Source organism: Proteus sp. G2675 (assembly GCF_963886535.1).
In the GTDB taxonomy this organism is placed as follows: Bacteria; Pseudomonadota; Gammaproteobacteria; order Enterobacterales; family Enterobacteriaceae; genus Proteus; species Proteus mirabilis.
The window spans coordinates 21666-47789 of the sequence record NZ_CAWPCB010000004.1; the positions used below are offsets into that span (position 1 = coordinate 21666).

Annotated in this window: 22 protein-coding genes; 18 read left to right on the forward strand and 4 right to left on the reverse strand. The window is 34.5% G+C overall.

What is annotated here, in order from left to right:
* Nucleotides 1–79 precede the first annotated feature (79 nt).
* Together nlpD and rpoS are read left to right on the forward strand one after the other, a co-directional pair.
* The gene (gene nlpD, locus AACQ49_RS00475; RefSeq protein WP_004244344.1) at nucleotides 80–1204 is read left to right on the forward strand and encodes a murein hydrolase activator NlpD; all 1125 of its coding nucleotides are present in this window, start codon (nucleotides 80–82) and stop codon (nucleotides 1202–1204) included.
* A gap of 673 nt (nucleotides 1205–1877) precedes the next feature.
* Entirely contained in the window at nucleotides 1878–2867 is a 990-nt protein-coding gene (rpoS, locus tag AACQ49_RS00480; protein ID WP_004244343.1) for an RNA polymerase sigma factor RpoS, read from the forward strand.
* A 65-nt stretch (nucleotides 2868–2932) separates the two neighbouring features.
* On the opposite strand, the gene mutS is transcribed toward rpoS, so the two are convergent.
* Complete coding sequence (gene mutS, locus AACQ49_RS00485) at nucleotides 2933–5497, reverse strand: DNA mismatch repair protein MutS (RefSeq protein WP_004250269.1); 2565 nt, start codon at nucleotides 5495–5497, stop codon at nucleotides 2933–2935.
* A gap of 332 nt (nucleotides 5498–5829) precedes the next feature.
* The gene (locus AACQ49_RS00490; RefSeq protein ID WP_036905079.1) at nucleotides 5830–6612 is read right to left on the reverse strand and encodes an OB-fold protein; all 783 of its coding nucleotides are present in this window, start codon (nucleotides 6610–6612) and stop codon (nucleotides 5830–5832) included.
* A 477-nt stretch (nucleotides 6613–7089) separates the two neighbouring features.
* On the opposite strand from AACQ49_RS00490, the gene AACQ49_RS00495 reads away from it, so the two are divergent.
* Nucleotides 7090–7254, forward strand: coding sequence for a hypothetical protein (locus AACQ49_RS00495; protein WP_004250271.1), 165 nt, complete (start codon nucleotides 7090–7092; stop codon nucleotides 7252–7254).
* Nucleotides 7255–7460: 206 nt separating this feature from the next.
* Here the strand turns inward: AACQ49_RS00495 and AACQ49_RS00500 are convergent, their stop codons facing one another.
* Complete coding sequence (locus AACQ49_RS00500; RefSeq protein ID WP_049203397.1) at nucleotides 7461–7910, reverse strand: acetyltransferase; 450 nt, start codon at nucleotides 7908–7910, stop codon at nucleotides 7461–7463.
* A 418-nt stretch (nucleotides 7911–8328) separates the two neighbouring features.
* On the opposite strand from AACQ49_RS00500, the gene licT reads away from it, so the two are divergent.
* The 12 genes from licT to AACQ49_RS00560 all read left to right on the forward strand — a co-directional run bounded on the left by licT (nucleotide 8329) and on the right by AACQ49_RS00560 (nucleotide 20583).
* Nucleotides 8329–9189 (forward strand): BglG family transcription antiterminator LicT, encoded by an 861-nt coding sequence (licT, locus tag AACQ49_RS00505; RefSeq protein ID WP_004244338.1) that lies wholly within the window; start codon nucleotides 8329–8331, stop codon nucleotides 9187–9189.
* Nucleotides 9190–9296: 107 nt separating this feature from the next.
* On the forward strand, nucleotides 9297–11186 hold the full coding sequence (locus AACQ49_RS00510) for a beta-glucoside-specific PTS transporter subunit IIABC (protein ID WP_004244336.1): 1890 nt from the start codon (nucleotides 9297–9299) through the stop codon (nucleotides 11184–11186).
* An 83-nt stretch (nucleotides 11187–11269) separates the two neighbouring features.
* Nucleotides 11270–12094: a PHP domain-containing protein gene (locus AACQ49_RS00515; RefSeq protein ID WP_004244334.1), complete on the forward strand. Its 825-nt coding sequence runs from the start codon at nucleotides 11270–11272 to the stop codon at nucleotides 12092–12094.
* A 758-nt stretch (nucleotides 12095–12852) separates the two neighbouring features.
* Nucleotides 12853–13161 carry a helix-turn-helix domain-containing protein gene (locus AACQ49_RS00520; protein WP_004244333.1) on the forward strand — a complete coding sequence of 103 codons (309 nt, stop codon included), beginning with the start codon at nucleotides 12853–12855 and terminating at the stop codon, nucleotides 13159–13161.
* Nucleotides 13162–13346: 185 nt separating this feature from the next.
* Nucleotides 13347–13898 (forward strand): fimbrial protein, encoded by a 552-nt coding sequence (locus AACQ49_RS00525; RefSeq protein WP_004244332.1) that lies wholly within the window; start codon nucleotides 13347–13349, stop codon nucleotides 13896–13898.
* Nucleotides 13899–13957: 59 nt separating this feature from the next.
* Nucleotides 13958–14524 carry a fimbrial protein gene (locus AACQ49_RS00530; RefSeq protein ID WP_004248677.1) on the forward strand — a complete coding sequence of 189 codons (567 nt, stop codon included), beginning with the start codon at nucleotides 13958–13960 and terminating at the stop codon, nucleotides 14522–14524.
* A 77-nt stretch (nucleotides 14525–14601) separates the two neighbouring features.
* Nucleotides 14602–17100 (forward strand): PapC/FimD family outer membrane usher protein, encoded by a 2499-nt coding sequence (locus AACQ49_RS00535; protein ID WP_004248675.1) that lies wholly within the window; start codon nucleotides 14602–14604, stop codon nucleotides 17098–17100.
* Nucleotides 17101–17134: 34 nt separating this feature from the next.
* Entirely contained in the window at nucleotides 17135–17845 is a 711-nt protein-coding gene (locus AACQ49_RS00540) for a fimbrial biogenesis chaperone (RefSeq protein WP_004244325.1), read from the forward strand.
* 23 nt (nucleotides 17846–17868) lie between these two features.
* Nucleotides 17869–18372 (forward strand): hypothetical protein, encoded by a 504-nt coding sequence (locus AACQ49_RS00545; RefSeq protein WP_004248673.1) that lies wholly within the window; start codon nucleotides 17869–17871, stop codon nucleotides 18370–18372.
* 15 nt (nucleotides 18373–18387) lie between these two features.
* Nucleotides 18388–18954, forward strand: coding sequence for a fimbrial protein (locus tag AACQ49_RS00550; RefSeq protein WP_004244323.1), 567 nt, complete (start codon nucleotides 18388–18390; stop codon nucleotides 18952–18954).
* Nucleotides 18947–19492 (forward strand): fimbrial protein, encoded by a 546-nt coding sequence (locus AACQ49_RS00555; RefSeq protein WP_004244322.1) that lies wholly within the window; start codon nucleotides 18947–18949, stop codon nucleotides 19490–19492. Before AACQ49_RS00550 ends, AACQ49_RS00555 begins: the two co-directional genes overlap by 8 nt.
* A gap of 71 nt (nucleotides 19493–19563) precedes the next feature.
* Nucleotides 19564–20583: a PixG protein gene (locus AACQ49_RS00560; RefSeq protein ID WP_161778833.1), complete on the forward strand. Its 1020-nt coding sequence runs from the start codon at nucleotides 19564–19566 to the stop codon at nucleotides 20581–20583.
* A gap of 131 nt (nucleotides 20584–20714) precedes the next feature.
* Here the strand turns inward: AACQ49_RS00560 and AACQ49_RS00565 are convergent, their stop codons facing one another.
* The gene (locus AACQ49_RS00565; RefSeq protein WP_161778834.1) at nucleotides 20715–21644 is read right to left on the reverse strand and encodes a Dyp-type peroxidase; all 930 of its coding nucleotides are present in this window, start codon (nucleotides 21642–21644) and stop codon (nucleotides 20715–20717) included.
* Nucleotides 21645–22336: 692 nt separating this feature from the next.
* On the opposite strand from AACQ49_RS00565, the gene AACQ49_RS00570 reads away from it, so the two are divergent.
* From AACQ49_RS00570 to AACQ49_RS00580, 3 genes are all read left to right on the forward strand, one after another.
* Nucleotides 22337–22861 (forward strand): fimbrial protein, encoded by a 525-nt coding sequence (locus AACQ49_RS00570; RefSeq protein ID WP_161778835.1) that lies wholly within the window; start codon nucleotides 22337–22339, stop codon nucleotides 22859–22861.
* Nucleotides 22862–22931: 70 nt separating this feature from the next.
* A complete protein-coding gene (locus tag AACQ49_RS00575) occupies nucleotides 22932–23597 on the forward strand; it encodes a fimbrial biogenesis chaperone (RefSeq protein ID WP_004244317.1) in 666 nt (221 codons plus the stop codon).
* Between the two features lie 16 nt (nucleotides 23598–23613).
* Nucleotides 23614–26121, forward strand: a complete 2508-nt coding sequence (locus AACQ49_RS00580; RefSeq protein WP_161778836.1) for a fimbria/pilus outer membrane usher protein — start codon at nucleotides 23614–23616, stop codon at nucleotides 26119–26121.
* The last annotated feature ends 3 nt before the right edge of the window (nucleotides 26122–26124 follow it).

Here is a 26124-nt window from a genome sequence, read left to right on the forward strand (position 1 = left end):
ATTTTCAAAAAATTGCAGTCTCTTTGTGTTACTCAACAAATTGCTAGACGCTAATGCCTTTTAAAAGGGAGAAGGAAGTATGAATTCAGAAAGCCCAATTAAGCATGTCCGCTGGGCAATCATGTGTTCGGTAATCGGATTTGCATTAACAGGCTGTGCCGACACGCCTTATCGTCCTGCACCGATAACCTCTGTCAATGATAGTTCGTCAAATCGTACCGTTTCTACATCACCTGTTACAACTAACAGTAATGCAGGAGTGGCAACACCTATTGAAAGAGGTTCAACTCCGTTACAAACAACGCCTCCTCCTTCTATTAGAGTGAATAACACAACCGCGCAGCCTCAAAGCCAGCCTCGTACGCAAAATGTTACCCCTCAAAATGTCAATACGGATGGTAGCGGACGCATTGTGTATAACCGTAATTATGACAATATCCCTAAAGGGAATTACAGCGGTAACACTTATACGGTTAAACGTGGCGATACAATGTTTTATATTGCGTGGATCACGGATAGTGATGTAAAAGATTTGGCCTCAATGAACAATATTCCAGAGCCATATAGCTTAAATGTTGGACAAGTACTTAAGATTGGTAACCGTCAAGTTAATACCGGTACCAATACCAATGTAAATACTTCAGTAATTAATAAACCAAGTAGTGAAGGTGTTCAGACAGCACAAACTAAGCCGTCAAATAATAATAGCTCAATGGGGCCGTTGATCACGAAACCAACAACAACGACACCGCCAAAGACAACGACTTCGACACCGACAACTTCGGCAACAACCAGTAATAACACAACGGCAACCTCTAAACCTGCAGCCGCAACAGGTAAATGGGTATGGCCAGCACAAGGTAAAATTATTGAGAGCTACTCAAATGCGCCTGGTGGTAATAAAGGTATTGATATTAGTGGTACACGAGGTTCACCCATTGTGGCAACAGCCGCAGGTAAAGTGGTTTATGCAGGGAGCGCATTACGAGGTTATGGTAATTTAGTTATCATTAAACATAATGATGAATATCTCAGTGCTTATGCTCATAACGATACAATCTTGGTACGTGAACAGCAAAATGTAAATGCAGGACAGCAAATTGCGACCATGGGAAGTACTGGTACTAGTTCTGTTCGATTACACTTTGAGATCCGTTATAAAGAAAAATCACTTAACCCAATGAGCTATTTACCTAAAAGATAAATAAACGCTTAACGTTGTTAGTGAATAATCTGAAAATTAAGCCCTTTTGTTAATATTAACAAAAGGGCTTTTTTAGTTATTAAATTAATTAAAACCTTGAAAATAAATTTCTTTCACTAAGTAAGATTGCTTAGTTGGAACGTAAGCAAAATGAGATATTTCTGTCAAATTATAGATAAGATTAAATTAGACTGTTGATTATCGAACAATGAATGAGTATGCTAAAAAACGTTAGTTAAAAGTATGAATAAAAATCTAATGTATTCAAAGATAGTGTATTGAATTAACTTATTGTTTTTATTATAGGTTTGTTTTTTGTCTTATCTTTAGAATAATATATATTATTGAATATTATTTTATTATTGCGGATTTTTGTTTATCTTTTTTTTGATGTACATTGTCACATATTGCTTGTTAAACAGTGAATATACGTATAGATAAATATACGTAAAATAATAATAATTGCTGTTAATAACTAATACTTATAGTTAATAAATATATTGAATAAACTATAAAGTAAATTAACAGTAAAACAGATTATGTTATTTTTTATTTTGTAATTCGTTACAAGGGAAAATCAGTAAACCCGTTGTGTCGTGACACAGCGATAAACTGGTAAATCGATCTCATTAAGAGCGTCGTTTACCTAAATTATCAAGGGTAGGAGCAGCTGATGAGCCAAAGTACGCTAAGAGTAGACGAGTTATATACTGATGATATTGATGAGAACATGGAAGAGTTCGATGAAGCAGCCGCAACAAAAGAGGCTGAAAATGAATCTGACGCTCAAGATGAAATTGAACTCATTGAAGGAGTCAATCAGCGTGCGTTAGATGCAACTCAGCTCTATTTAGGAGAAATTGGCTATTCTCCATTGTTGAGTGCTGAAGAAGAAGTATTCTTTGCTCGTAGAGCGTTACGAGGTGATATCCCGTCAAGACAACGGATGATAGAGAGTAATCTACGTTTAGTTGTTAAAATATCTCGCCGTTATACGAACCGAGGGTTAGCTCTTCTTGACTTAATTGAAGAAGGTAATTTAGGCCTTATTCGTGCTGTTGAAAAGTTTGATCCTGAAAAAGGGTTTCGTTTTTCAACCTATGCCACATGGTGGATACGTCAAACTATTGAACGTGCCATTATGAACCAAACCCGCACTATTCGTCTCCCCATTCATATCGTTAAAGAACTCAATGTCTATTTAAGAACCGCAAGAGAATTAGCACATAAGCTCGATCATGAGCCAAGTGTTGAAGAAATTGCGCAAACGCTGGATAAACCCGTCGATGATGTCAGCAAAATGCTACGTTTAAATGAACGTATTTCTTCCGTTGATACACCGATTGGTGGGGATTCAGATAAAGCCTTACTAGATATTATTTCAGACGAAAATGAAGAAGGGCCAGAAGCAACCATTCAAAATAATAACCTCAAGGAAAATATCGTAAAATGGTTATTTGAATTAAATCCAAAACAGCGCGAAGTATTAGCGCGTCGCTTTGGATTACTGGGTTACGAGGCTGAAACATTAGAAGATGTTGGTCGAGAAATTGGTTTGACAAGAGAGCGGGTTCGTCAAATCCAAGTTGAGGGATTACGTCGTTTAAAAGATATTCTGCAAGGGCAAGGATTATGCATAGAGGCACTTTTTAAGATGAACTAGTTGCTTTAGGTGCCCAATGCGTTATCAAGCCGATTAGTTAAATTAACTAATCGGCTTTTCTTTTGTTATTTATTTAGCTCTTTTAAGTGATAGAGCAATTCCAACGCTTGTTTTGGTGTTAATGAATCCGGATCAATTTTATTTAATGCTAATTCAACTTCAGAAGGCTCAATATCTGCTAATAACATTAGTTGTGACGTTTCTACATGGCTTGCCCCTGAATGACCAGATAGGGTTTCCAGCTCTTTTAATTTCTGCTTTGCACGGCGGATCACCTCTTTTGGCACACCGGCTAATGCCGCAACCGCTAAACCATAACTTTTACTGGCAGCACCTTCTTGAACACTGTGCATAAAGGCAATAGTCTCACCATGCTCTACCGCATCTAAGTGAATATTGGCAGTGCCTTCTAGTTTTTCTGGCAGTGTCGTTAATTCAAAATAGTGTGTGGCAAAGAGTGTCATCGCTTTAATGCGATTCGCTAAATTTTCGGCACAAGCCCAAGCGAGAGAAAGCCCATCATAAGTAGAAGTGCCTCGGCCAATTTCATCCATTAACACTAAACTGTTTTCAGTGGCATTATGAAGAATATTTGCGGTTTCTGTCATTTCCACCATAAATGTTGAACGACCCGAAGCCAGATCGTCAGAAGCACCCACGCGGGTAAAAATACGATCAATTGGGCCTATTACCGCTTTTTCTGCGGGCACAAAACTACCAATATAAGCCAGTAGCGTAATTAATGCCGCTTGACGCATATAGGTACTTTTACCGCCCATATTAGGGCCGGTAATAATGAGTAGACGGCGTTGAGGCGCGAGTTGTAGAGGGTTTGAGATAAATGGCTCACTCAGTACTTGTTCTACAACAGGGTGACGTCCACCAGTGATTTGAATACCTGTTTTTTCTGTTAATTCAGGGCGTGTATAATTGAGTGATTCTGCACGCTCAGCGAGATTAGCCAGAACATCGGTTTCAGCTAACGCTTCAGCACTGGTTTGTAAGGCGGTTAGATGAGGTAATAGTTTTTCGAAAAGCTCTTCGTAGAGCATTTTTTCAATTGCTAATGCTTTACCTTTAGAGGTTAATACCTTGTCTTCATACTCTTTTAGTTCAGGAATAATATAGCGTTCAGCATTTTTCAGTGTTTGACGACGCACATAGTGCATTGGAACTAAATTGCTTTGGCCGCGACTGACTTGTATGTAGTAACCATGAACCCCATTAAAGCCAACCTTTAAGGTATCAATACCCCATTTTTCACGTTCACGAACTTCAAGCTTTTCAAGATAGTCACTCGCACCGTCAGCCAGTGCTCGCCATTCATCTAATTCTGCATTATAACCAGAGGCTATCACCCCCCCATCGCGTACTAATACGGGTGGTGTTTCAACAATGGCATTTTCCAGTAATTCACGCAACTCATCAAACTGGCTGATACGCTGCTGTAATTCTTTAATATAGGGCATATCCGCCTGATCAAGCACTTGGTGGATATCTTGATATTGTTGAAAGGCATGGCGCATACGTGATAAGTCACGAGGACGAGCGGATCGCAATGCTAAACGAGCAAGTACCCGCTCTAAATCACCCACCTGACGTAAAAAAGGCTGTAATTCAAAATAGAGGGGTTGTAAGGCGCTAATGGCATCTTGGCGTTTAATTAATTGTTCACGCTGGCGTAAAGGGGTGTGTATCCAACGTTTGAGCATACGGCTTCCCATTGGGGTCACGCACAGATCAAGTACAGATGCCAAGGTGTTATCACAACCGCCAGCAAGATTTTGGGTTAATTCTAAATTACGGCGAGTAGCTGCATCTAAGATAATGGTATCTTGTGGACGCTCCATGGTAATGCTACGAATATGAGGCAACGCAGTGCGTTGCGTATCTTTAACATATTGTAATAAGCAACCTGCGGCACAAAGTGCAAGTCGGGCATTTTCAACACCAAATCCAGTTAAATCACGGGTTCCAAACTGTAAATTAAGTTGCTGTTTGGCGGTCTCACACTCAAATTCCCAAATTGGACGTCGGCGTAAACCTTGCTGACGCTCAATTAATGCCATTGACTCAAAGGTTTCTGGATAGAGTAGTTCTGCAGGGTGAGTGCGTTGCAGTTCAGCAGCCATACTTTCGCTATCCGGCATTTCAGTGACCCGAAAACGTCCAGAAGTAATATCTAAAGTGGCATAACCAAAAGCGCCATTTTTATCTTGCCAGATAGCGGCTAATAGATTGTCTTGGCGCTCTTCAAGTAGCGCTTCGTCCGTAACGGTGCCCGGTGTGACAATACGGATCACTTTACGCTCAACAGGGCCTTTGCTGGTGGCCGGATCACCAATTTGTTCACAGATGGCAACGGATTCCCCCAATTGCACTAATTTAGCCAGATAATTTTCAACCGCATGATGAGGAACGCCAGCCATAGGAATAGGTTGACCTGCCGACTGACCTCGTTTTGTTAATGAAATATCTAATAAGCGTGAGGCTTTTTTAGCATCATCAAAAAACAGTTCATAAAAGTCACCCATACGATAAAACAGTAAGATTTCTGGGTGCTCTGCCTTAAGCTTAAGATACTGCTGCATCATGGGGGTGTGGGATTCGAAATTTTGGCTGTCAGTCATGGTGTCGTCTTTCTTAACGTATTGAAGTTTATCTCGTTTGTGAGTGTTGGTTGTTAAACTCTATCTGGTTTTATTTCACAAACATCATACGGCATCATACCATAAGGTTTCAGTGTGTTGCTTTAATCATCTAAATATCTTTGCCAATAAAAGTATGAGTGATGGCTTATTTTTATGATGTTCTGTGAAAGTGTAGCGTTATGTGTATTTAGACTATACAAATCCACCGTTTGGCTATATTCAGAATAAGTTTGGATTGGTGCTTGCAGAAAACAATAAAGGGCACGGATGCCCTTGTTTTAAAATTTAATCAGGATAGTTGTACCTAAAAGCTACATTTCAACGCCAAGTAACTTAGCTTCTTCTTGTAGTTTTTCTTTGCTAATACTCTTTAATACTTTTACTGAGTCATTCATGCATTGAGAGTTAATATCTTGGCATTGAGAGAAATCACCTGTTTCTTTACCTAATACTTTAGCAAGTAATACTATTTGCTTTATTTCATTAGGTACTTCATTGTTTCCCTTAATAAATTTATTAACAAACTTCATTTGCTCGTTTGTTATTTTTGATGCGACAGCAGGTACCGGTTTGCAATCTTTTAGCCCTGGAGAGCCTATAATTACGCTGTCACCAACACAGGCAAGTGTTATTTTTTGATTCTTATCTAAATCAGCAGCCATATCTCTGTATGGTTTTGCTAGATGAAGTCTTACAGTAGAGAACATCTCTCCTGTGTTTAAGCTAACAACAGGTATATCGCCAATACTTGAGTCTATAGATTTAATAATGCCTGTAATAATAATGTTCTTACCTTTATAGGTTTTATCTCCTCTTGCCTCATTGCTAGCATAAGTCTGTTGCATCTCTCTAGCTGTAACACGAATATAATCTGTAGTTATTTGTGAATCATTACCATTCAGTGAATTCATCACATCATTGTTAATGATTAACTCAGCCATCTTGTATTCTTTGTCTGTCATTGCTATTTTTTGTTCAGAAGATTTTACTGCTTCTGGTTTTTTATCAGAACCATCTTTATCTTTGCCGGCAAATATGCCAATAATGATTAGCACAACAAGAACAATCAACACCCATTTTAAAACTTTCTTCATTTCAATACCCTTTGATGGTTAAACAAAACTTTACAATTCTATTTAACCATCATAAAAGGGGATCGCAAGAAAAAACACAAAATATTAGTTTAATTGGGATTTATAGCACGCCGGTTATTCATATATGCTCGTTTTATAGTCATGTCAGTTCCGCTGATAGATGGATTAATTGATTTTATAGGAACGTTTGTTGTTATGTCTTATTTTACGGTGATATTTAATTGTCATCGATTCCATTCAGCTCATGCTGGTAAAACACCGTATGAAGTTTTAAAAGAATAAGCTTGGTCTTTAAGATTAAATATTAGCCAAGGTTCTGATTGACACACTAAGTTAAGCGACTTTTCAGATTTGCAGTTATCCTGTTGCCCTAATTTAGAAAAACAACTGGCTAATTTTTAACTAGAAAAATAATCTACATTGAATATAAAACAACGATAATAAAATGCACTATCGCCCGTTTGAAGTGAGACTAGTATGAAAAAGAATGAATTAGTTCAAGTAACAAAACCAACTCGTACTCAACTTATTCGTTCGGTAACAACCTCTACGGCGATTGAAACAGGGCAGGAGTCCCGTCGCCTTGAAGAAGAAATGAAAGCAAAGCGTGAGAAGTTTGGGCATTTGAAACTTGCTACTTAGTTATCTTAGACTCATATTTGTGCAGGATATCTATTTCGCTAGATACGCTTTCTTTTATTGAGTATTGAGCAAGTTACTTCGCTATTCCCCTGCAGAGGTAAACATAAAGCCGCTTTTACTAATATTCATCGTGCGTAAGTAATAAGCATAAAGGTATTTCTCTATTCTAGAGTTATAGCAATCTATATACGTACAAGCTTGTAAAACTAAAGGGTGATCGCCTTAGCTCTACTTAGATGCAATAATGGGTACGCTCTTCCTTGATTATCCAACTCCGAACGTCCAGATATTTGAAAGCCCATATGCTGATAAAAACCGACGGCTTGCTGATTTTGTTCATTGACATCAACGCTTAAATTAGGATGAAGAGTTAATGCGTGTGATATTAACTGTTTTCCTATCCCTAACCCGCGTGCTGATGCATCGATAAAAAGTGCCTCTAGATGACCGTCATGTAAAAACATAAAGCCGAGTGGGCGATCTTCTTGATTAGTAGCAACCCATACCGGTGTTTCGGAAAAAAAACCGATAACTTCTTTTTCAATCTCTTGGCGATCGTCAGCTGTCAGAAAGTCATGTGTAGCATCGACTGAATTTTTCCAGATTTGTATGATTTCAGGTGCTTCTGAAGGGCGTGATATTCTGATTTTTAACATTTTTTACCTTTAGATAGACCTATTATATTAAAATAAACTTATACTAATGATATTAATGTCATTTTTTCTGATAAAAAAGTTATTTTTAAGTGTTCGAACTAACCTAGAGGATATTTATTTTTTTATAAAATATTATCATATGGTTATAAATTAAAATATAAAGCCATCAGCCGGTATCGTTCTTACCTTAAACAATCCCTTTTTTAATAAGTCGGATAAATATGTGATCTATTACTAACTTTACCGTGCTAAGTTTGACGATATAAATATCCCATGTTAACGTCCTAGTAAACGTAGGGATTGTAATAGTACCTGGCTTACTACACAAAACCCATTTGTAGATGAAAAGTATTTTTTGTCTACAAATGGGTTTTTGCGTTTTTAAGCCTTAATAAAAGAAAATTTTTGAGCATGCCAGATGAACATGAAAATTAAAAAAATATTAAATAACAGTGTTGTGATCTCTCTGGATGAAGCAGAAAAAGAAATTATCGTCATGGGAAAAGGGATTGCCTACGCCAAAAAAGTAGGTGATGAGATAACATCTGAACAAATAACCAAAAAATTTATCTTAAGTCCTAAAAATTGTCCGCAGAGAGTGCTCGATCTTTTATCGAATATTACGTTAGATTACGTAGAAATTGCGGACAATATTATTCAGTATGCAAAAGAAAAAATGACCTTAGATACACAAGATAGTATCTATATTGCATTGATCGACCATATTCAAGCCAGCATTGAACGGTATAAAGAAGGGACTTTTATAAGAAATAAAATATTGTGGGAGATAAAAAATTTTTATAGTGAAGAGTTTGATATTGGTCTTTATGGCTTAAAATTAATTAATGATAGATTTAACATTTCAATGCCAGAAGATGAAGCAGGATTTATTGCATTACATATCGCCAGTATTAGAACAAACGATAATATTCAGCAAACCTACAAAGTGACCCACTTTATCCAAAGCATTACTAATATAGTCAAATATTATTTAAATATAGAGTACGACATAGGATCGTTAAATTATCGTCGTTTTGTGACACACCTTCGCTATTTCTCCATCCGATTATTTTCACAACCTGAAAATGATCACGAACCTTTAGAAAATGAGTTACTCGATATAATAAAAGACAAGTACCATCAACCTTATATGTGCTGTTTGAAAATAAGTAAATTTATTAAAGATAAATATAATTGCACCTTAGATGACAATGAAATTTTATATCTAATAATCCATATTGCAAAAATTGCAGAGGATAATAAAAAGATGAATAAATAAAAAATATGCCGTAATAATAAATCATTTAAATTTAGTTGGTTAGGCGATAACCAACTCTATCCATATATCTTTAATTTATTTTTACAGAATAAATAAAAGGCAATGCTATGAATTATAAAGAATTTGCAAAACAAATTCTCGCTATTGTTGGTGGCGAGGATAATATAAAGTCATTAGTACACTGCTCCACTCGATTACGTTTTACATTACATAATGAAGATAAAATTGATCCTTCAAAAGCCAAAGCAAATAGTAAAATATTATCTGATGTGATGAAGGGAGGACAATATCAACTGGTTATCGGTAATGATGTTGATAAAGTATTTAATGAACTAACAAAAATGATAAAAACAAATAATACTCCTCATGATAATAATAAAGACCAGAAGAAACAGTCTATCGTAAATAAAATATTATCAGCAATTACTGGCTCTATCGCTCCGGTTATCCCTCTGTTAGCGGGTGCCGGTATGGGGAAAGTGTTACTTATTGTATTAACGATGCTTGGTTGGTTGGATAAAAGTGACCAAACCTATTATATCCTTAACTTTATCTTTAATACGGCCTTCTATTTTATGCCGGTATTTATTGGTTTCTCGGCGGCGAAAATATTTAATTGTAACCAATATTTAGCTGCGATGGTCTGTTTAGCGATGGTCAGCCCTGAATGGACAAGCTTAGTTAAAGCCGGTGAGCCTGTCGAATTTATGCATATTCCTGTCGCTTTGGTTAAATATTCATCTCAACTGATCCCTGCTTTAATTACTGTTTGGATGATGTCTTATATAGAACGCTTTATTGTTCGTATTGTGCCAGAAATGGTTAAAGTATTTATGGTGCCTTTATTGGTGATTTTAGTTTCGACACCTATTGCGTTGATTGCGGTCGGTCCTGTCACTTCATGGTTCGCTCAATTAATTGCTGATGGGGTGATCTTAATCCAAGAGCACACCGGTTTTATTGCTATTCCATTATTAGTGGCTATTTATCCATGGTTAGTATCTATTGGTATGCATAAAGCACTTAGTCCTGTCAGTATTATGTTAGTGGAACAAAAAGGCTTTGATCCCATTATTCGTGTGATGGCGCTATGTTCTAATATGTCTCAGGCTGCTGCTTCTTTAGCTGTTTCTGTACGTACTAAAAACAAAACCTTAAAACAATTAGCTTTTTCTGCCAGTATTACCGCCTTTTTTGGTGGTATAACTGAACCCGCTATGTATGGGGTTAACCTCAAACTGAAAAAACCAATGTACGCTTGTATGATTGGTGGTGCTATTGCAGGATTATTTGCTGGTATTGTTAAGTTAAAAGCGTTCGTCTATGTCACTCCGGGGTTATTAAGTTTACCAATGTGGATATCTGATACAGATAACCAAGTGGTAAATGCAATAATCACCTTATTGATTGCCAGTGTAGCCACTTTTATTGCAACGCTTATTATTGGTTTTGATGATCCTACTGATGACCCAATCCGTGACGAAGAAGAAAATAATAAACAAGCTGCATCAACCAACAAAAAACCACAAATAGCGAATAGTAAATTACCTGTTGGGTTAATTTCACCTCTACAAGGTAAAACGGTTGCACTTTCAGAGGTTAATGATGAAACATTTGCTTCTGGCATTATGGGACCTGGCATGGCAATTATCCCCACAACAGGAAAAGTGATTGCACCTGCAGATGGCGTTGTTGATATTACCTTTTCTTCTGGTCATGCGATTGGCTTAACACTGGTTAACAATATTGAAATGCTGATCCATGTGGGGATTGATACCGTTAACTTAGCGGGACAGCACTTCACATGCTGTGTCGTTAAAGGTCAGAAGGTGACAAAAGGTGATACGCTAATTGAATTTGATTTAGATGCGATAATAGCCGCAGGCTATGATCCAACAACGATGATCATCATTACTAATGATGATAATAAGCTAGACGTTGTTCAGACCGATAAAAAACATGTCGACCAAAATACAGTTTTACTAACCGTGGGTTAAAACAATATGAATAACAAGCTTATGGTAACTAACGATTATTGCGCGACTATTTTTAATGGAAGAATTAACAGAGGTACTTCTTCATGATCTATGCTGATTTACATGTTCACACAAACCATAGTGATGGTGTTTGTGAAATAAAAGATGTCCTTGAAAATGCATTTAGAAACGGCATTAAGACTATTGCGATCACCGATCACGATACTACCAATCATTATGACGAAATTTACCGAGAAGGGGAGCGTCTTGGATTAAATATCGTCAAAGGTGTTGAAATGAGTTGTTATGACTTTGACGTTTATAAAAAAGTCCATGTAGTGGGACTTTGGCTTAACGAAAAAACGCCCAACGTTGACAAGCTGTGTGATAACACTCTCAACTGTCGTGATCAGTTTCACCGAGAATTAATATTATCTCTCAATCAACAAGGCTACGATATTTGTTATGAAGATGCGAAAAAGTTCTCAAAATATAATATCGTTTTTAAAATGAATATATTCCAAGCATTGAGAGAAAAATATCCAGAGGAAATGACCAAAGAGCGTTATAAACAACTTTTTGGCTCTAAAACAAAAATAGAAACAGACTTAAAAATGGGATATATCCCTGTTGATGAAGGAATTGCTGCTATCTTACAAGATGGTGGTATTCCTATACTTGCTCACCCATGTGTCTATGACAACTATGATGAAATAGAAAAATATGTCCAGTTTGGATTGAAAGGATTAGAAATAAGTCATTCTAGAATGAAACCTATCGACTATGAACTGACCCAAAACTATGCTAATAAATTTGGTTTGCTAAAAAGTGGCGGTAGTGACTTCCATGATCCTGCGTTACTTAAATTTGGCGATTTTGGCCTAAATCAAACACAATTTGAGACCTTAAAAAAGGACGCAAATAAATAAGTAATGATCTGACTTGATATAATGAAACGATTAAACGCCCAGATGGTTTATTGGGCGTTATCTTTAAGCCCCCATATTGTCTTTTCTCACATTATCCAACCCATTTTACATCTTCTTTTTCTGCTTGGTCGTCTGATTTTTAATCGACATTGTCAGTAAACCCTGTTACTAATCTTATTTTTGAGATAGACACCAGCTATTTTTATATCTGAATTAGTATGATTTTAAAAAAATTGATTTGCGAATTTGAGCAAAACCGATTTTTCTCATCATAATTTTTACCCACTTTGATGGGGATATCTAATCAATATAGCCGTGTTATTTTAAGCAAAATGAACGTTGTAATTATTAAAAAAACATCAATTACTTAATTTTATCTTATTGAGATGCTCTTTTTTTGATTGTAAATATATCGCAAAAATTAAAGTAAACTAAATTAATTTAACTTAAGTGAAAATAATTAACACGCAGTGCGTGTAAAATTGCATTTATTAACGAATTTAGACTAAGTAATTTTACTATTGAATTTATTCATTTTTTTCTACATGCATGAAACAAAAAATAGATAAATATTTAACAAACAATAGTTGTAAACTATCGTATTTTGATTATCTATCGTTTTAAACATGTTTACATAAATTGATAAGCAAACTATTGTCTCTGCAAATCAGATGTAAATCGTATTTTAAATTTTTCTATTTAAATTTATTAATGAGAATAAAGTAAGTGGTAATTTACATATACGAAGGTGGCTTTTCATGAATATCGATAAGAATAGAGGATCTGATTCTTTATTATTAAGGAAGAATATTGGAAATTTTATTAGAGAATCTCGTATACGTAAATCTCTAACAGGAGCCCAATTAGGCGAATTACTTGATGTGAGTCAGCAACAAATATCAAGATATGAAAATGGAATAACAAGTATCAATATTGAAACATTAGATATGATATTAAAATTATTGGATGCTGACTGGTCTGAGTTTTATCGAAAAGTTCTTGTCGTAGATATTATAAAACATAAATTAAAAAATAGTGATTCGTTTCCATTCTATTTGCGTGTTTAGATGATTTATATCATCTGTATAAATACAGTTTAAATTTTATATAAAAATTTAAATAGTCATAAGTTTTTAAAAGTAATGGAAGTAACAATATCATCTCTGGATGGGATGAGGATAATGTGTGTAACTATATATCATAGTTAATTTTTTAACGCTTTAATTCCTACGTTAAATATAAAGGTAAAAATATGAAATTGAATAAATTAGCGATGTTCGCTATTGCATCAATGGCTTTTTCTGCGACTGTTGCTCAAGCGGCTTCAGGTGATGGTACTATTACTTTCACTGGTAAAGTTATTGATGCACCTTGTGGTATTGCTACCGAAAGTGCTAACCAAGCTATCGATTTTGGTCAAATCAGCAAAAGCCTATTAGAGAAAGATGGTATTTCTCAAGTTAAACAAATCCCAATTAAATTGGTTAATTGTGATTTAACTAAAGCCGGTTCTGATACTGGTGCTGCAGGTTCTTATAAAGGCGTAAAAGTAACCTTTAATGGAAATACTATTACTGGTGCAACAGAAGAGTTAGCAACAACTGGTAATACAGGGACTGCTATTGTTATTTCAGGAACAACAACTGGTTCAATGGTTAAATTTAATGAAGCAGGTGAATTACAAGCACTGGGTAATAATGATAATACGCTGATGTATACAGCTTGGGCTAAGAAAGCAACAAACGGAACAATTGCTGAAGGTGAGTTTAACGCTACAACAAACTTCACATTAGCCTATGAATAAAAAATATTAAATTTAACGAGAGCAGTTAATCTGCTCTCGATTATTTAAGGCCAAAATCTATGTTTAAAAAAATCATAATATTATTATTTTTCACTAAAATCTTTTCAACATATGCAAGCGGAGCTGTATTGGATAAATATATCCCATCAGATAAAGTTTGGTGGCAAGGAACAGCAAAGTTTTTAGGAAAAGTAATTTCGCCTGCTTGCACATTAGATATGGATAGTAAATATCAATTGGTTGATCTAGGTACTATACCTGTTAATAAAATGAACAATAATGATGATTTATTAGCGAGTAAAAAAATAAAAATAAAATTATCTGATTGCCAATTTATTAATAAGACTAAAAATATCGATAAAGTGAAAGGCGTTACGTTAACATTTTATTCAGATGTTAGTGGATCTAAAGCTGATTTATTTTCATTTAATAACAGTGATGAAGTCTATTTTAAAATAATAGATGAATATGGATATAGCGCTAATTCTGGAGAGTCATTACCATTAATATATGTTGATGGGGATAATACATATCTATATTACAAAATAGACGTTGTAAAAAAGTTGGATGTAATTACTCCTGGTGATTATTATGCAAGCGTTTTATTCAAAATAAATTATGAATGATTAGCTGCTTTCAACTTCTCATTAAAACTTTAAGACTTAAATAATTAAGGTTATTAGCCAATATGAACAGAGAGAATATGAGTGGAAGATCTACAAGCATTTTGGCAACTATATTATTTATAATTTATTCTCAAAATGTATATTCTGTAGAGTTTAACTTAGATGTTGTTGACTCTAAATCTAAAGATAATATTAACTTTGCTAGGTTTAGTGAAGCCGGTTATATTTTACCGGGTAAATATCAGCTTAACTTAGTACTTAATGGACAAGGGATCGGTTCATCAACATATACTGTTAACGTATTAGAAAGAGAAAATAAATCTCAAGATGAAAATAAAAAACTGTTATCTCAAGCCTGTTTAACAGGTGATATTATTTCATCTTTAGGATTAAAGGAAAAAATAGAAAATAATCTACCAACATGGAATGATGGAAAATGTATTGACTTATTAAGCCTAGATGGTGTTGAAGTTACAACAAAATTAAATGAAGGTATATTATCAATTAAAATACCTCAAATATGGCTTGAGTATACAAGTGCTACTTGGTTACCACCATCTCGCTGGGATGATGGGATCTCAGGTTTGATCCTTGATTATAATATTAACACCAATGTTAATATCCCTCATGAAGGAAGCAATACGCAAAGTATTTATTACAATGGTACTGTTGGTTATAACTTCGGTAGCTGGCGTATTCGTTCTGATTATCAAGGGAATTATAATCGAACCTCTGGTGATGCGGAAAACAATAAAGATTTATTAAATTTTACTCGAGTTTATGGATATCGCGCGATCCGCAGTTTAAAGTCTAACCTAACCATCGGTGAAAACTTTATAAACTCCAATATATTTAATTCCTGGCGTTATACGGGGATTAGTTTAGAAAGTGATGATCGGATGCTCTCTCCTCAACTAAGGGGATATGCACCACAAGTTACAGGGATCGCTGAAACTAACGCAAGGGTAGTTGTTAAGCATCAAGGACGTATTCTTTACGATTCAACAGTACCCGCAGGTCCATTTGCCATTCAAGATTTAGACAGTTCGGTGCGTGGTAAATTGGATGTTGAGATTATTGAGCAAAATGGAAAGACGAATAAATTTCAAATTGATACAGCCTATGTTCCTTATTTAACAAGACCGGGACAAGTTCGTTATAAGGTTGTTGCAGGACGCTCTAGAGATAAATTACATAATACAGAAGGACCTATATTTGGTACGACTGAAGCTGCTTTTGGTTTAAGTAATGCTTGGACTATGTATGGTGGTACCATTTTCGCCGGTGATTATAATAGTGTAGCACTTGGGGTTGGGCGCGATATGTTCGCTTTCGGTGCGGTATCTGCCGATATTACACAATCTTATGCACGATTACCTGATCGTGGCACTATGCAAGGTAAGTCATGGCGAGTCAGTTACTCTAAACGTTTTGATAATTTGGATGCGGATGTAACCTTCGCTGGATACCGATTTAATGAACGTAATTATATGACGATGCAAAATTATTTAGATGCACGTTATCGTGATGATTTTACTGGAAAAGAGAAAGAACTCTATACAGTAACCTTTAATAAAGGTCTTTCTGAATATAACACATCAATTGGGGTGCAATATAATCATCAGACATATTGGGATCAAAGTAATTCCGATTATTATTCTATTAACTTAAATAAATATATGGATGTTTTTGCAGTTAAAAATATTTCATTAAATTTATCTGCATCGAGATCTAAATACTATGGCAAAGATAATGATGTCTTCTTTGCGAGAGTCAGTATTCCATTAGAGAATAATAGAGGATTTATAAATTATGATGGCTCAAGAAATTCGGGGAACTATACGCATAATATAGGGTACTTTAATACCACGGAAGATAACTTAGCTAATTATAATTTAAATGTTTCAACGACATATGGCGATGATATGGATAGTAGTTCAAGCTTCTCTGGCTATTATGGACGCTATACTTCAATCGCTAATATTAATGCGAATGCCACTATCTCAAATAAAAATACCTCATCATTTGGTTTTTCTGCTAATGGGGGCTTAACGATTACCGCTAAAGGAGCAGCGCTTCACCCAGATGGATTTAATGGTGGTACTCGCTTATTAGTTGATACTGAAGGTGTTGCAGGAGTACCAGTTGATGGTGGCCGTGTAACAACCAATAATTGGGGTTATGGTGTTGTTACCGATATTAATAGTTATTATCGCAATGAAACAACGATCGATTTAACTAAATTACCTAATAATATAGAAGCGACACAGGCGATTGTAGAATCTTCATTAACTGAAGGTGCCATTGGGTATAGAAAATTTGAAGTGTTAAAAGGTGAGAAGGCCTTTGCAATAATTAGGTTAGCTGATAACTCTTATCCACCATTTGGTTCAATAATTAGTAATGCTAAAGGACGAGAGCTAGGAATAATTAGTGATGATGGTTTTGCTTGGCTAACAGGTATTAACCCAAATGAAGAAATTAGAGTATCTTGGGGAGCTGAACAACAATGTGTCGCTAAACTTCCAAATAAAATAGAACCGAGTAATAAGATATTATTATTGTGTGAAAAATAAATATCGGTAATTAATAAACGACAAAGGTCTTGAAATGAAAAAAATATCATTTTTATTATTAGGATTAATGGTTACATCAAACTCCTATGCAGCAATTTCTTTAGATAGAACAAGAGCTATATACGAAGGTGGGTCAAATGCATTAGTTATTAATATTACTAATGATAATAAACAATTACCTTATTTAGCCCAAACATGGATTGAAAATGATAAGAATGAAAAAATTGAGCTAGGGCCATTAATTGCCACACCATTAGTTCAGCGATTAGAGCCTGGTGATAAAGCGTTAATTAAAGTATCTGCGACACCAGATATTGAAAAGTTACCTAACGATAGAGAAACATTATTTTATTTTAATGTTAGAGAAGTTCCACCTAAAGCTGAAGACAATAATGTATTACAAATTGCCTTACATACAAAAATAAAATTGTTTTATAGACCGAAACAAATATTGAGAGAGCCAAATGCTATTTGGCAAGATCAATTAGTTTTAAATAAGCTATCTGACGGTTATGAAATAGAGAATCCAACACCTTATTACGTCACTGTATTCGGTATTGGTGGTTCAAAGAAAGAAGCGGTTGATTCTGAGTTTAATGCAGTCATGATTGCCCCTAAATCGTCACAAAGGGTTAATAGTAAAGTGTACTCAACGCCATACTTATCTTATATAAATGATTATGGTGGAAGACCGACAATTAAATTTCAATGTCAAGCTAATCGTTGTGTAGCAGAGAAAAAATAAAAACTGATTTTGGAGATAGAAAGGTGAAGAATAGAAAATTTATTTTTATGTTGATGCTTTACATTAATGGCCTTTTTATTTCTCAAATTGGCTTTGCAGAACCTGTTGCTCGAGATAAATCATTCTTTAATATTAATAGAGCAAAAATTGATTTTTATAATCAAAATGAAAAAAATCAACATGGTTTTATATATATAAAAGGCTCATTTTTAAATGCTCCTTGTGAGCTTATTTCGAATGAAATTAGTTTAAAAGAGCTATACATAAAAGATATTGATGTCGTTATTGGTGGTTGTAATATTTATAGTGATTTTAAAAACAGCTCAAATAGTAAACCTGCGTTTACTAGTGTGTTAAGTTTCACAAATAAAATCAACGATAACGTAGAAAATATTGATATAAGAATGAATAGATTAAAGCATTATAAAGATAATGTTATTTTGAATTACCTCTTTTCAGATGAAATAAAGAGAAATATTCTTGACCGGAAGTTAAATATATTAACTCTTAAATTGCAGTATAATTAATTTAAGGTAGATCATATGGTTATTTATTTTTATAGAGAATGGGTAAAAATATTATTTTTTATGCTTATTTTTTTACCTGTTGCAAATGCGGCTACAACAATGAATTTTGATGGTACTTTGATTGATACGCCATGTAGAATTGATCAGCCAAGTTTAAATCAAAATGTGGTTTTTTTAAATAGCACACCAAGGGATTATTGGAAATATCCTGCGGTTAGACCTGCAGAAAAATTTACCATTAAACTGATCCAATGTGATGCAAAATCGTTATGGAAATCAGTGAAAATTAAATTTAATGGGCAGCCAGAGCCAGAGATGGGGGCTGAACAACAAAAGTACCTTACACTTTCTTCTGGCGTTAATAAAAGTAAGTTAGCCATTGGATTAATTGATATAGATGGAAACCAACGTATTACTTTAGGTGAAAACCATAACGGTGGAAATGGAACTCAACTTAACGATGGCACGATGTTGCTAACCTTTAATGCATTTGTTGAAGCGACACCAAAAGCAATACAGGAAAAAAGTGTTGTACCTGGAGTTTATAATGCCACGGTAGAATTTGAGGTTTCTTATGAATAAAAGTAAATATTTTATACTGCCTATTTTTTTATATTTACTATCAGGAACTGCACGGGCAGTTGATATAAATATAGCTATTACAGGCGCTATTTATGTTCCACCTTGTGTTGTTAATAATAATATCCCTATACAGTTTTCTTTTAATCAAATAATGACTTATAAAGTCGATGGTCAAACAAGCGCTATCACAAAAAATATTCCTATTACATGTACTTATTTTAAGGGCTCACCTTACGTCAAAGTATCTGGCATTCAGTTAGCTGGAGCGCCTGATAATGTGCTTAAAGTTTCCGCAGATAGCGTGAATTCAAATCGATTTGGCCTTGCCTTATATCAAGGAGAGAGTGTTGATGAGAATAATCCTTTGCGTTTGAATGGTTCAGCCCCTCGAGGTTATGCCATTACAAAAGGTTTTTCTAATACAGGGCAAGACAGGAGCCAATTTACTATTACTGCTGTTCCTTTTAAAACAGGTACTGCTGATTTATCTCCTGGAAATTTTACGGCCTCCGCATCATTAAGCATTGTTTATAACTAAACCTAAAACAGAGTCAATGATGAGTATCAGAGACTGAGGTTTATGTAATCCTAAAAAGTAGGACGGTTTAAATGAATAAGACATTAATAGGAATAGCTTTATTTTCTTTAGCCACACCATATGCGGTAGGCTGGCAACAAAATTTTTTGCATGTACCGTCAAATGGTAGTACTGCATCAGCAACAGCCCCTGCGCTTAATGTGACAGATGCTAACGCCAGTGGTGTAATTAAGGTGACCATACCTCAGGTTAAAGGGTGGCGGGTTATCGCTTCTTACTGTAGTGGTTCAGGCTCAATGGCAGAAGAAGGAAATTACCGCTATTGGATTAGATTGCCACAAACAAATACTTGGCAAAAACATTCATCAGGATTGAGCTATTATTTGTCCAATCTCTCTTGGACACTAGCAGGTACCAATAATAACAATAATCAGGTTTATGTAGGGCCAAATTATTATGCTAAGCAGTCACCGAGTGGTTGCCATAGTGTTGGAACCGTTTGGGGATTAGGTTCTGCAGTGCTTCCGTTAGATCGTTCTATGTCATTAACTGTGGCAGTGTCCAGAGCGACGGCTTATCCGGGATCATATAATTTAAATATTCCTTTTGCATGGGCTTATGAAGAAAATAAAGGGTCTGGTGGTAACAGTACGGGTTATCTTCAATTTGGTAATGCAATGAAGCCTTATATGAATAGTTATATTAATATTCCTGTGAGTATCACAAGTAAATGTAATATTAAAAACCAAGTTATTAACTTATCTCATGGAAATATGACCCCAGAAGAATCTATTAACAATATGACGCCACCTTATAACTATCAACTAACGTGTGATTATGATGCATCAGTATCCGTTTCATTAATAGGAAGTGCACCTGTTTCTGGAAAAACGGAAAACTATACAAAATGTGGTAATGGTGGCTCTTGTGAGTTGAAATATAACGATACCGAATATAAAGGTAAATTTAAACTTAACGCAGGTGCTGCAAAAACATTTTCTATCACATCAACCTTTCATCCTAATGATATAAGAAACCCTGTTGAAGGTAGTTTTCAAGGAAGTGCTATTTTGCGGGTATTGGTTGACTGATCAGGCGCTTAATATTGTAAGTAAATGCCGTCATCATATTGAATAGCAATAGCTCTTTCTTGTTCTTACCGAATATAGAGCAGTGTATGAGCTATTGCTATTAGCTTTTTGTTTGTACTGATAATCAACTTTTATTCTATATCATCTAAAAACGCCGGAGATGGGACAAAGAATAATGTGCCCGTGACGGGGGTACTAAATTTTAGTAGTTTATCGGTATGTCCTTCAGGTGTTCCTGCAAACATATTTTCTAACATACGGTTTGTTGTTGAGAAATAGCGAGCATAACCAATAAAATAGGTACCATATTCATTTTTGGAGGGATTTGAAAACGGCATATTTGCTCGTACGATTTTTAAATCATCACCGTTTTCATCTTGAATATTGGTGACGACATTGTGTGAGCCTGGATCTTTTTCTTCATCAGTTAGTTCAACATCATTGAATTTATGCCTACCGATCACTTTTTCTTGCTCGATGAGAGATTGGTTTTCCCAAGCCGCCATATCATGAATGTATTTTTGTACAAATGCATAACTTCCACCGGTAAACAGTGGATCTTCATCACCAACAACCGCATAAGCGACACGCTCATCTTCAAACTCAGGATTTTCTGTACCATCCACAAAACCAATAATCGAGCGACCATCAAAATAGCGAAAACCATGTACTTCATCTTCTGAGGTGGCAATAAATTTTAATTTTTGGCTAATAATTGAGGCTAATTCATAACAAGCAGATACCTTCAGTGCCCGTATGTGAAAAAACAGATCGCCAGGTGTCGATACTGCGGTATACACATCGCCGTTGATTTGCTTAAAGGCATTTAATTCTCGCGGTTTAGCTTGATTAGGGAATAGTTTAGACCATGCATCAGCACCAAATCCCATCACACAACTTACGTCTAATTCAGGGAAACGGGTTCTCATACTACGAAGAAGACCTGATAGATTATTACAAAAGTCGATAAGAGTAGGGCGAGTTTCCGATGAGTTAATAAGATTAAAGACTAGAAAATAAGCATTCTCACAGGGGGTTTTTGTTACATCTTGATATTTCATAGTGCTTCCTAATAGATACGTGGCAGAAAATTTTGCTTAATGCGATATAAGTAAAAACTAAATTTAGTTTTACACCAAAGTATTTCCATTTACAAAGCATGGTTTTTGATTTTTATCATTAAAAATGAATAGTAAATATTTTTTTGGTTGGAAAACAATCGAACTGTGATTTTTGTGATAAATAATACTTTTTATATAAATTTGAAAAAATACTTAGCTTTTCTTTAGAGTAAATCACTAACTTATACAGGTATTTAGAATATAGTATTGATGTTTTTTAGCCATAGTGTTGATTAAATAAGCATTTAGAGCTTATATACAGCTAGAATTTATTTTATTTTAATCAGAAAACTCATTTTTATTGAACATTAATATACGATTAACACTATATGAGTTATAAAAAAAACAAAAAAATATTTTATTTAAAAAAGAAAAATTTTATTTTTATTTTTGTTTTTATTTTTGTTTCAAATTATTAAAAATAAGATTTATTAAAAGTAAAAAATATTGTTTAACTTATACCGTGTTTTATTAGTTAATAACACTATTTAATATTAAAATGTTATCAACATTATACTGTAATAACCGAAACTTGTTTATTTCAAATAATAAATAGATAATACTCGCGTACTGAGTTAATTGATTTTTTAATTAACATAGTATTTATTAATAATAATTAATCGGAGAAATAAATGAGAAAAAGTTTTATTGCGATGTTGATTGCTACAACGTCTATTTTTGTCGCGAATAATGCATTAGCTGCAGATGGAACAATCGATTTTACAGGAGAAATTATCGATAACGCATGTGAATTAGTAGCTGGATCTGATGCTTTAAAAGTTAATTTAGGTAAGGTATCTAAAACAGCATTACCTAGTGCCGGAGTTACTGCTGCGGCAACTAAATTTACGATTAAATTAATTAATTGCCCTGCAACAGTAAGTACTGCATCTGTTAAATTTGATGCAGAGTCTTATTCTGGAGACGATACTGTTATTGCGCTAAAACAAGAGTCGGGAGTGGCAACAGGTGTCGGTATTCAAATTACGGATGATGCAAATACTGTTGTCCCTTTATTTACCGCATCTAAAACTTATCCATTAAAAGAAGGTGTTGAAAATAATTTAGACTTTAGAGCTCGTTATATTGCTAAAACAGATTCTGTCACTGCGGGTTTAGCAAATGCGAATGCAACATTTACTATTAATTATAATTAAAAATAACTAGGTAAGTCATAAGGTTTAAAGGGATTTAAACCTTATTATACAATCATTTTATGGTGATAATATGAAGTCTATTATTCTATTTTTTATTTCTTTATTTATTATTAATACATCTTATGCAGGTGTTATTATTAGCGGCACAAGGGTAATTTATAATGAAGGCAATAAGAATGTCAGCATTAACGTGAAAAACCCAGACAAAATGCCTTATTTGATCCAGTCATGGATAGATGATTTTGAGGAAAAAAAACAGTCAAAATTTACGATCACGCCACCTTTATTTAGATTGAATCCAGATAAAGAGAATACATTGAGGATCTTTTTAACAGAAGAAGGGCTACCAAGTGATCAAGAATCTCTTTTTTGGTTAAATATAAAAACGATCCCTGCTACAGAAAAAACAGAAAATTCATTACAAATTGCATTTAAAACGCAAATGAAATTGATCTATAGACCTAAAAGTCTAAAAGACGTTAATTTTGAAGAAGAACAAAAGAAATTATCTTGGTCAAAGGAAAGAGGGAAAGTCATAGTTTATAATCCCACACCTTATTTTATGAATTTTCAAACAATCAAATTTAATGGAAAATTGGTTGATGATGTTTCTTATGCTAAACCTTTTTCAACTAAATCATTTGATATAAATGATAATAATGAACATGGTCTTATAAGCTGGGAGCTTATTAATGATTATGGGGCTAATGTGGATTTATCCGAAGTTAGAATATAATAATTAGGTTTCTAATATGAAAATAAGTAAGGTATGTATTAGCCTCATTTTATACTTAGGCTATGCAGCTTTATTATATGCAGAAAATAATAATTTAGATGATATCTATTTTGATCCAGATTTTTTAGAGCTGCCAAATAAAGATATTATTGATTTATCTTCTTTTGAGAATAACCAACAGCTAGCAGGTGACTATTATGTTGATATTTATGTTAACACTAATTTAATTTTAACTAAAAATATTAGATTTGATAAAGATAAAAATAATCAGCTTAAACCTTGTTTATCAGTAAATGATCTAAATGACTTTGGGGTTAAAACAACAGATTATCCTGGGCTTTATTCTGAATATACTAGCTGTGTCAATTTGTCTGCGATACCAGAAGCTAAAAGTGAATTAGATTTTGATTCACAAAGGTTATATTTAAGTATTCCGCAAATTGCATTATCTAAAAACCCAAGAGGATATATAGAGTTAGATAATATTGATAATGGCATAAATGCCTTATTACTAAACTATAGTTATAGTGGTTCTAAAAACTATGATCGTAAGAATGGCAGTTCAAATACAACTTCAAATTATATAAATTTAAGACCAGGTTTAAATTTAGGACCATGGCGTTTAAGAAACTACACAACATGGTCGAGTACAAGTCATCAATCAGGGAAGTGGAACACCCTTTATACCTATTTATCTAGAAATATAAATAAAATAAAAAGTCAGTTAATACTAGGGGATGGGATATCTTCATCTGATGTTTTTGATAGTGTTCCGTTTCGAGGCATGCAATTATCAACAGATGATGAGATGTATCCAGAAAGTTTAAGAGGCTATGCGCCTATCATTAGAGGGATTGCAAAAAGTAACTCGCAAATAACTATCAAACAAAATGGATATACTATTTATCAAACTGAAGTGGCAGCTGGCCCTTTTGAAATTAATGATTTATATCCATCAGGTAGTAGTGGGGATTTATACGTTACGATTAAGGGTGCTAATGGTAGTGAGCAACATCAAATCGTACCTTTCGCCTCTTTACCTGTATTACAGCGTGAAGGTCATTTCACTTATAGCGTAACGGGCGGTGAATATCGTGCTTATGATAATAATGTAGATAAAACGAAGTTTGGCCAGTTTACATTAGTTTATGGTTTACCTTATGGCACTACTGTTTATGGGGGGAGTCAGTTGAGTCAAAATTATCAATCTTACTCCCTAGGTATTGGGAAGAATTTAGGCTCATTTGGTGCTGTTTCTGTTGATGTTACACAGGCTAAGTCAACTTTTAATGATGGAAGGAAGCAACAAGGTCAGTCTTATCGGTTTAGATATAACAAGAATTTGAACAATATAGGAACCAATATTGCTTTAGCAGGTTATCGCTATTCAACGAGTGGCTTTTATAGTTTATCTGAAGTATTTGATAGTTTTCGTCGTACTCATTATAGCCCTGAAATTGAGCAACGCCGTCATCGTGCGGAGATAACGCTTAATCAAAATTTAGGTGATAAATATGGCTCTTTAGCTATCGGATATATACAAGAGGATTATTGGAACAGCAAAAGCAAAAAACAATCAGCAACACTTGGTTATAATAATAGCTGGCAAGGTATCAGCTATGGAATAAATTATACCTACAATAAAAATACAGTTAATCATTCTTATATTTCTGATCAGAAAAGACAAAATGATGATGAACATTTGTTGGCTTTTTCGGTGAATGTGCCCTTTAGCGTATTTGATAATACTTTTTATTATAATTTTAATGCGAATAGTAACAATAATAGTTCAAGTACAGGAAGTGTAGGTATATCGGCATCTCAGTTAAATAATCGACTAAATTGGAGTGTGCAACAAGCATTTACCAATCAAGATCAAGGATCTTCTGGAAATATCAATGCATCCTACAAAGGCCAACTAGGTGATATTACGGGGGGGTACAGTTATAGCAAAGATAATCATAATCTTTACTATGGTGTGAGCGGTAGCGTAGTTGCTCATTCTCAGGGAGTTGTTTTTGGACAGCAACTGGGAGAAACCGCGGCAATCGTAGATATTCCTAATGCGGGTGATATTACGATATTAAATCAAGCGGGAGTTAGGACTAATAACTCAGGGTATGCATTAGTTCCTTATGTCACACCATATCGTAAAAATACTGTCGAGATCGATACATTAAGATTGCCAGAGAATGCTGAAATGGAACTTACCAGTCAGACGGTTTTACCGAGTCGAGGGGCTTTAGTAAAAGCGAATTTTTCAGCAAATGTAGGCTATCGTGTATTAATGACGATAAATTTGGAAAACAAAAAGCCAGTACCATTTGGCGCTCAAGCTATTTTTAAAGACAATAGTCAGTTAAATAGTATTGTAGGTAATGATGGAGAAGTTTATTTATCAGGGCTAAAACAGAAAGGAAACTTTACTATTAAATACAACAATGAAAGCTGTCAGGTAAATTATGATCTATCTGATATTCCAGATTATTTAGGGCTCTATAAAACTACTGTAACTTGCTATTAATTA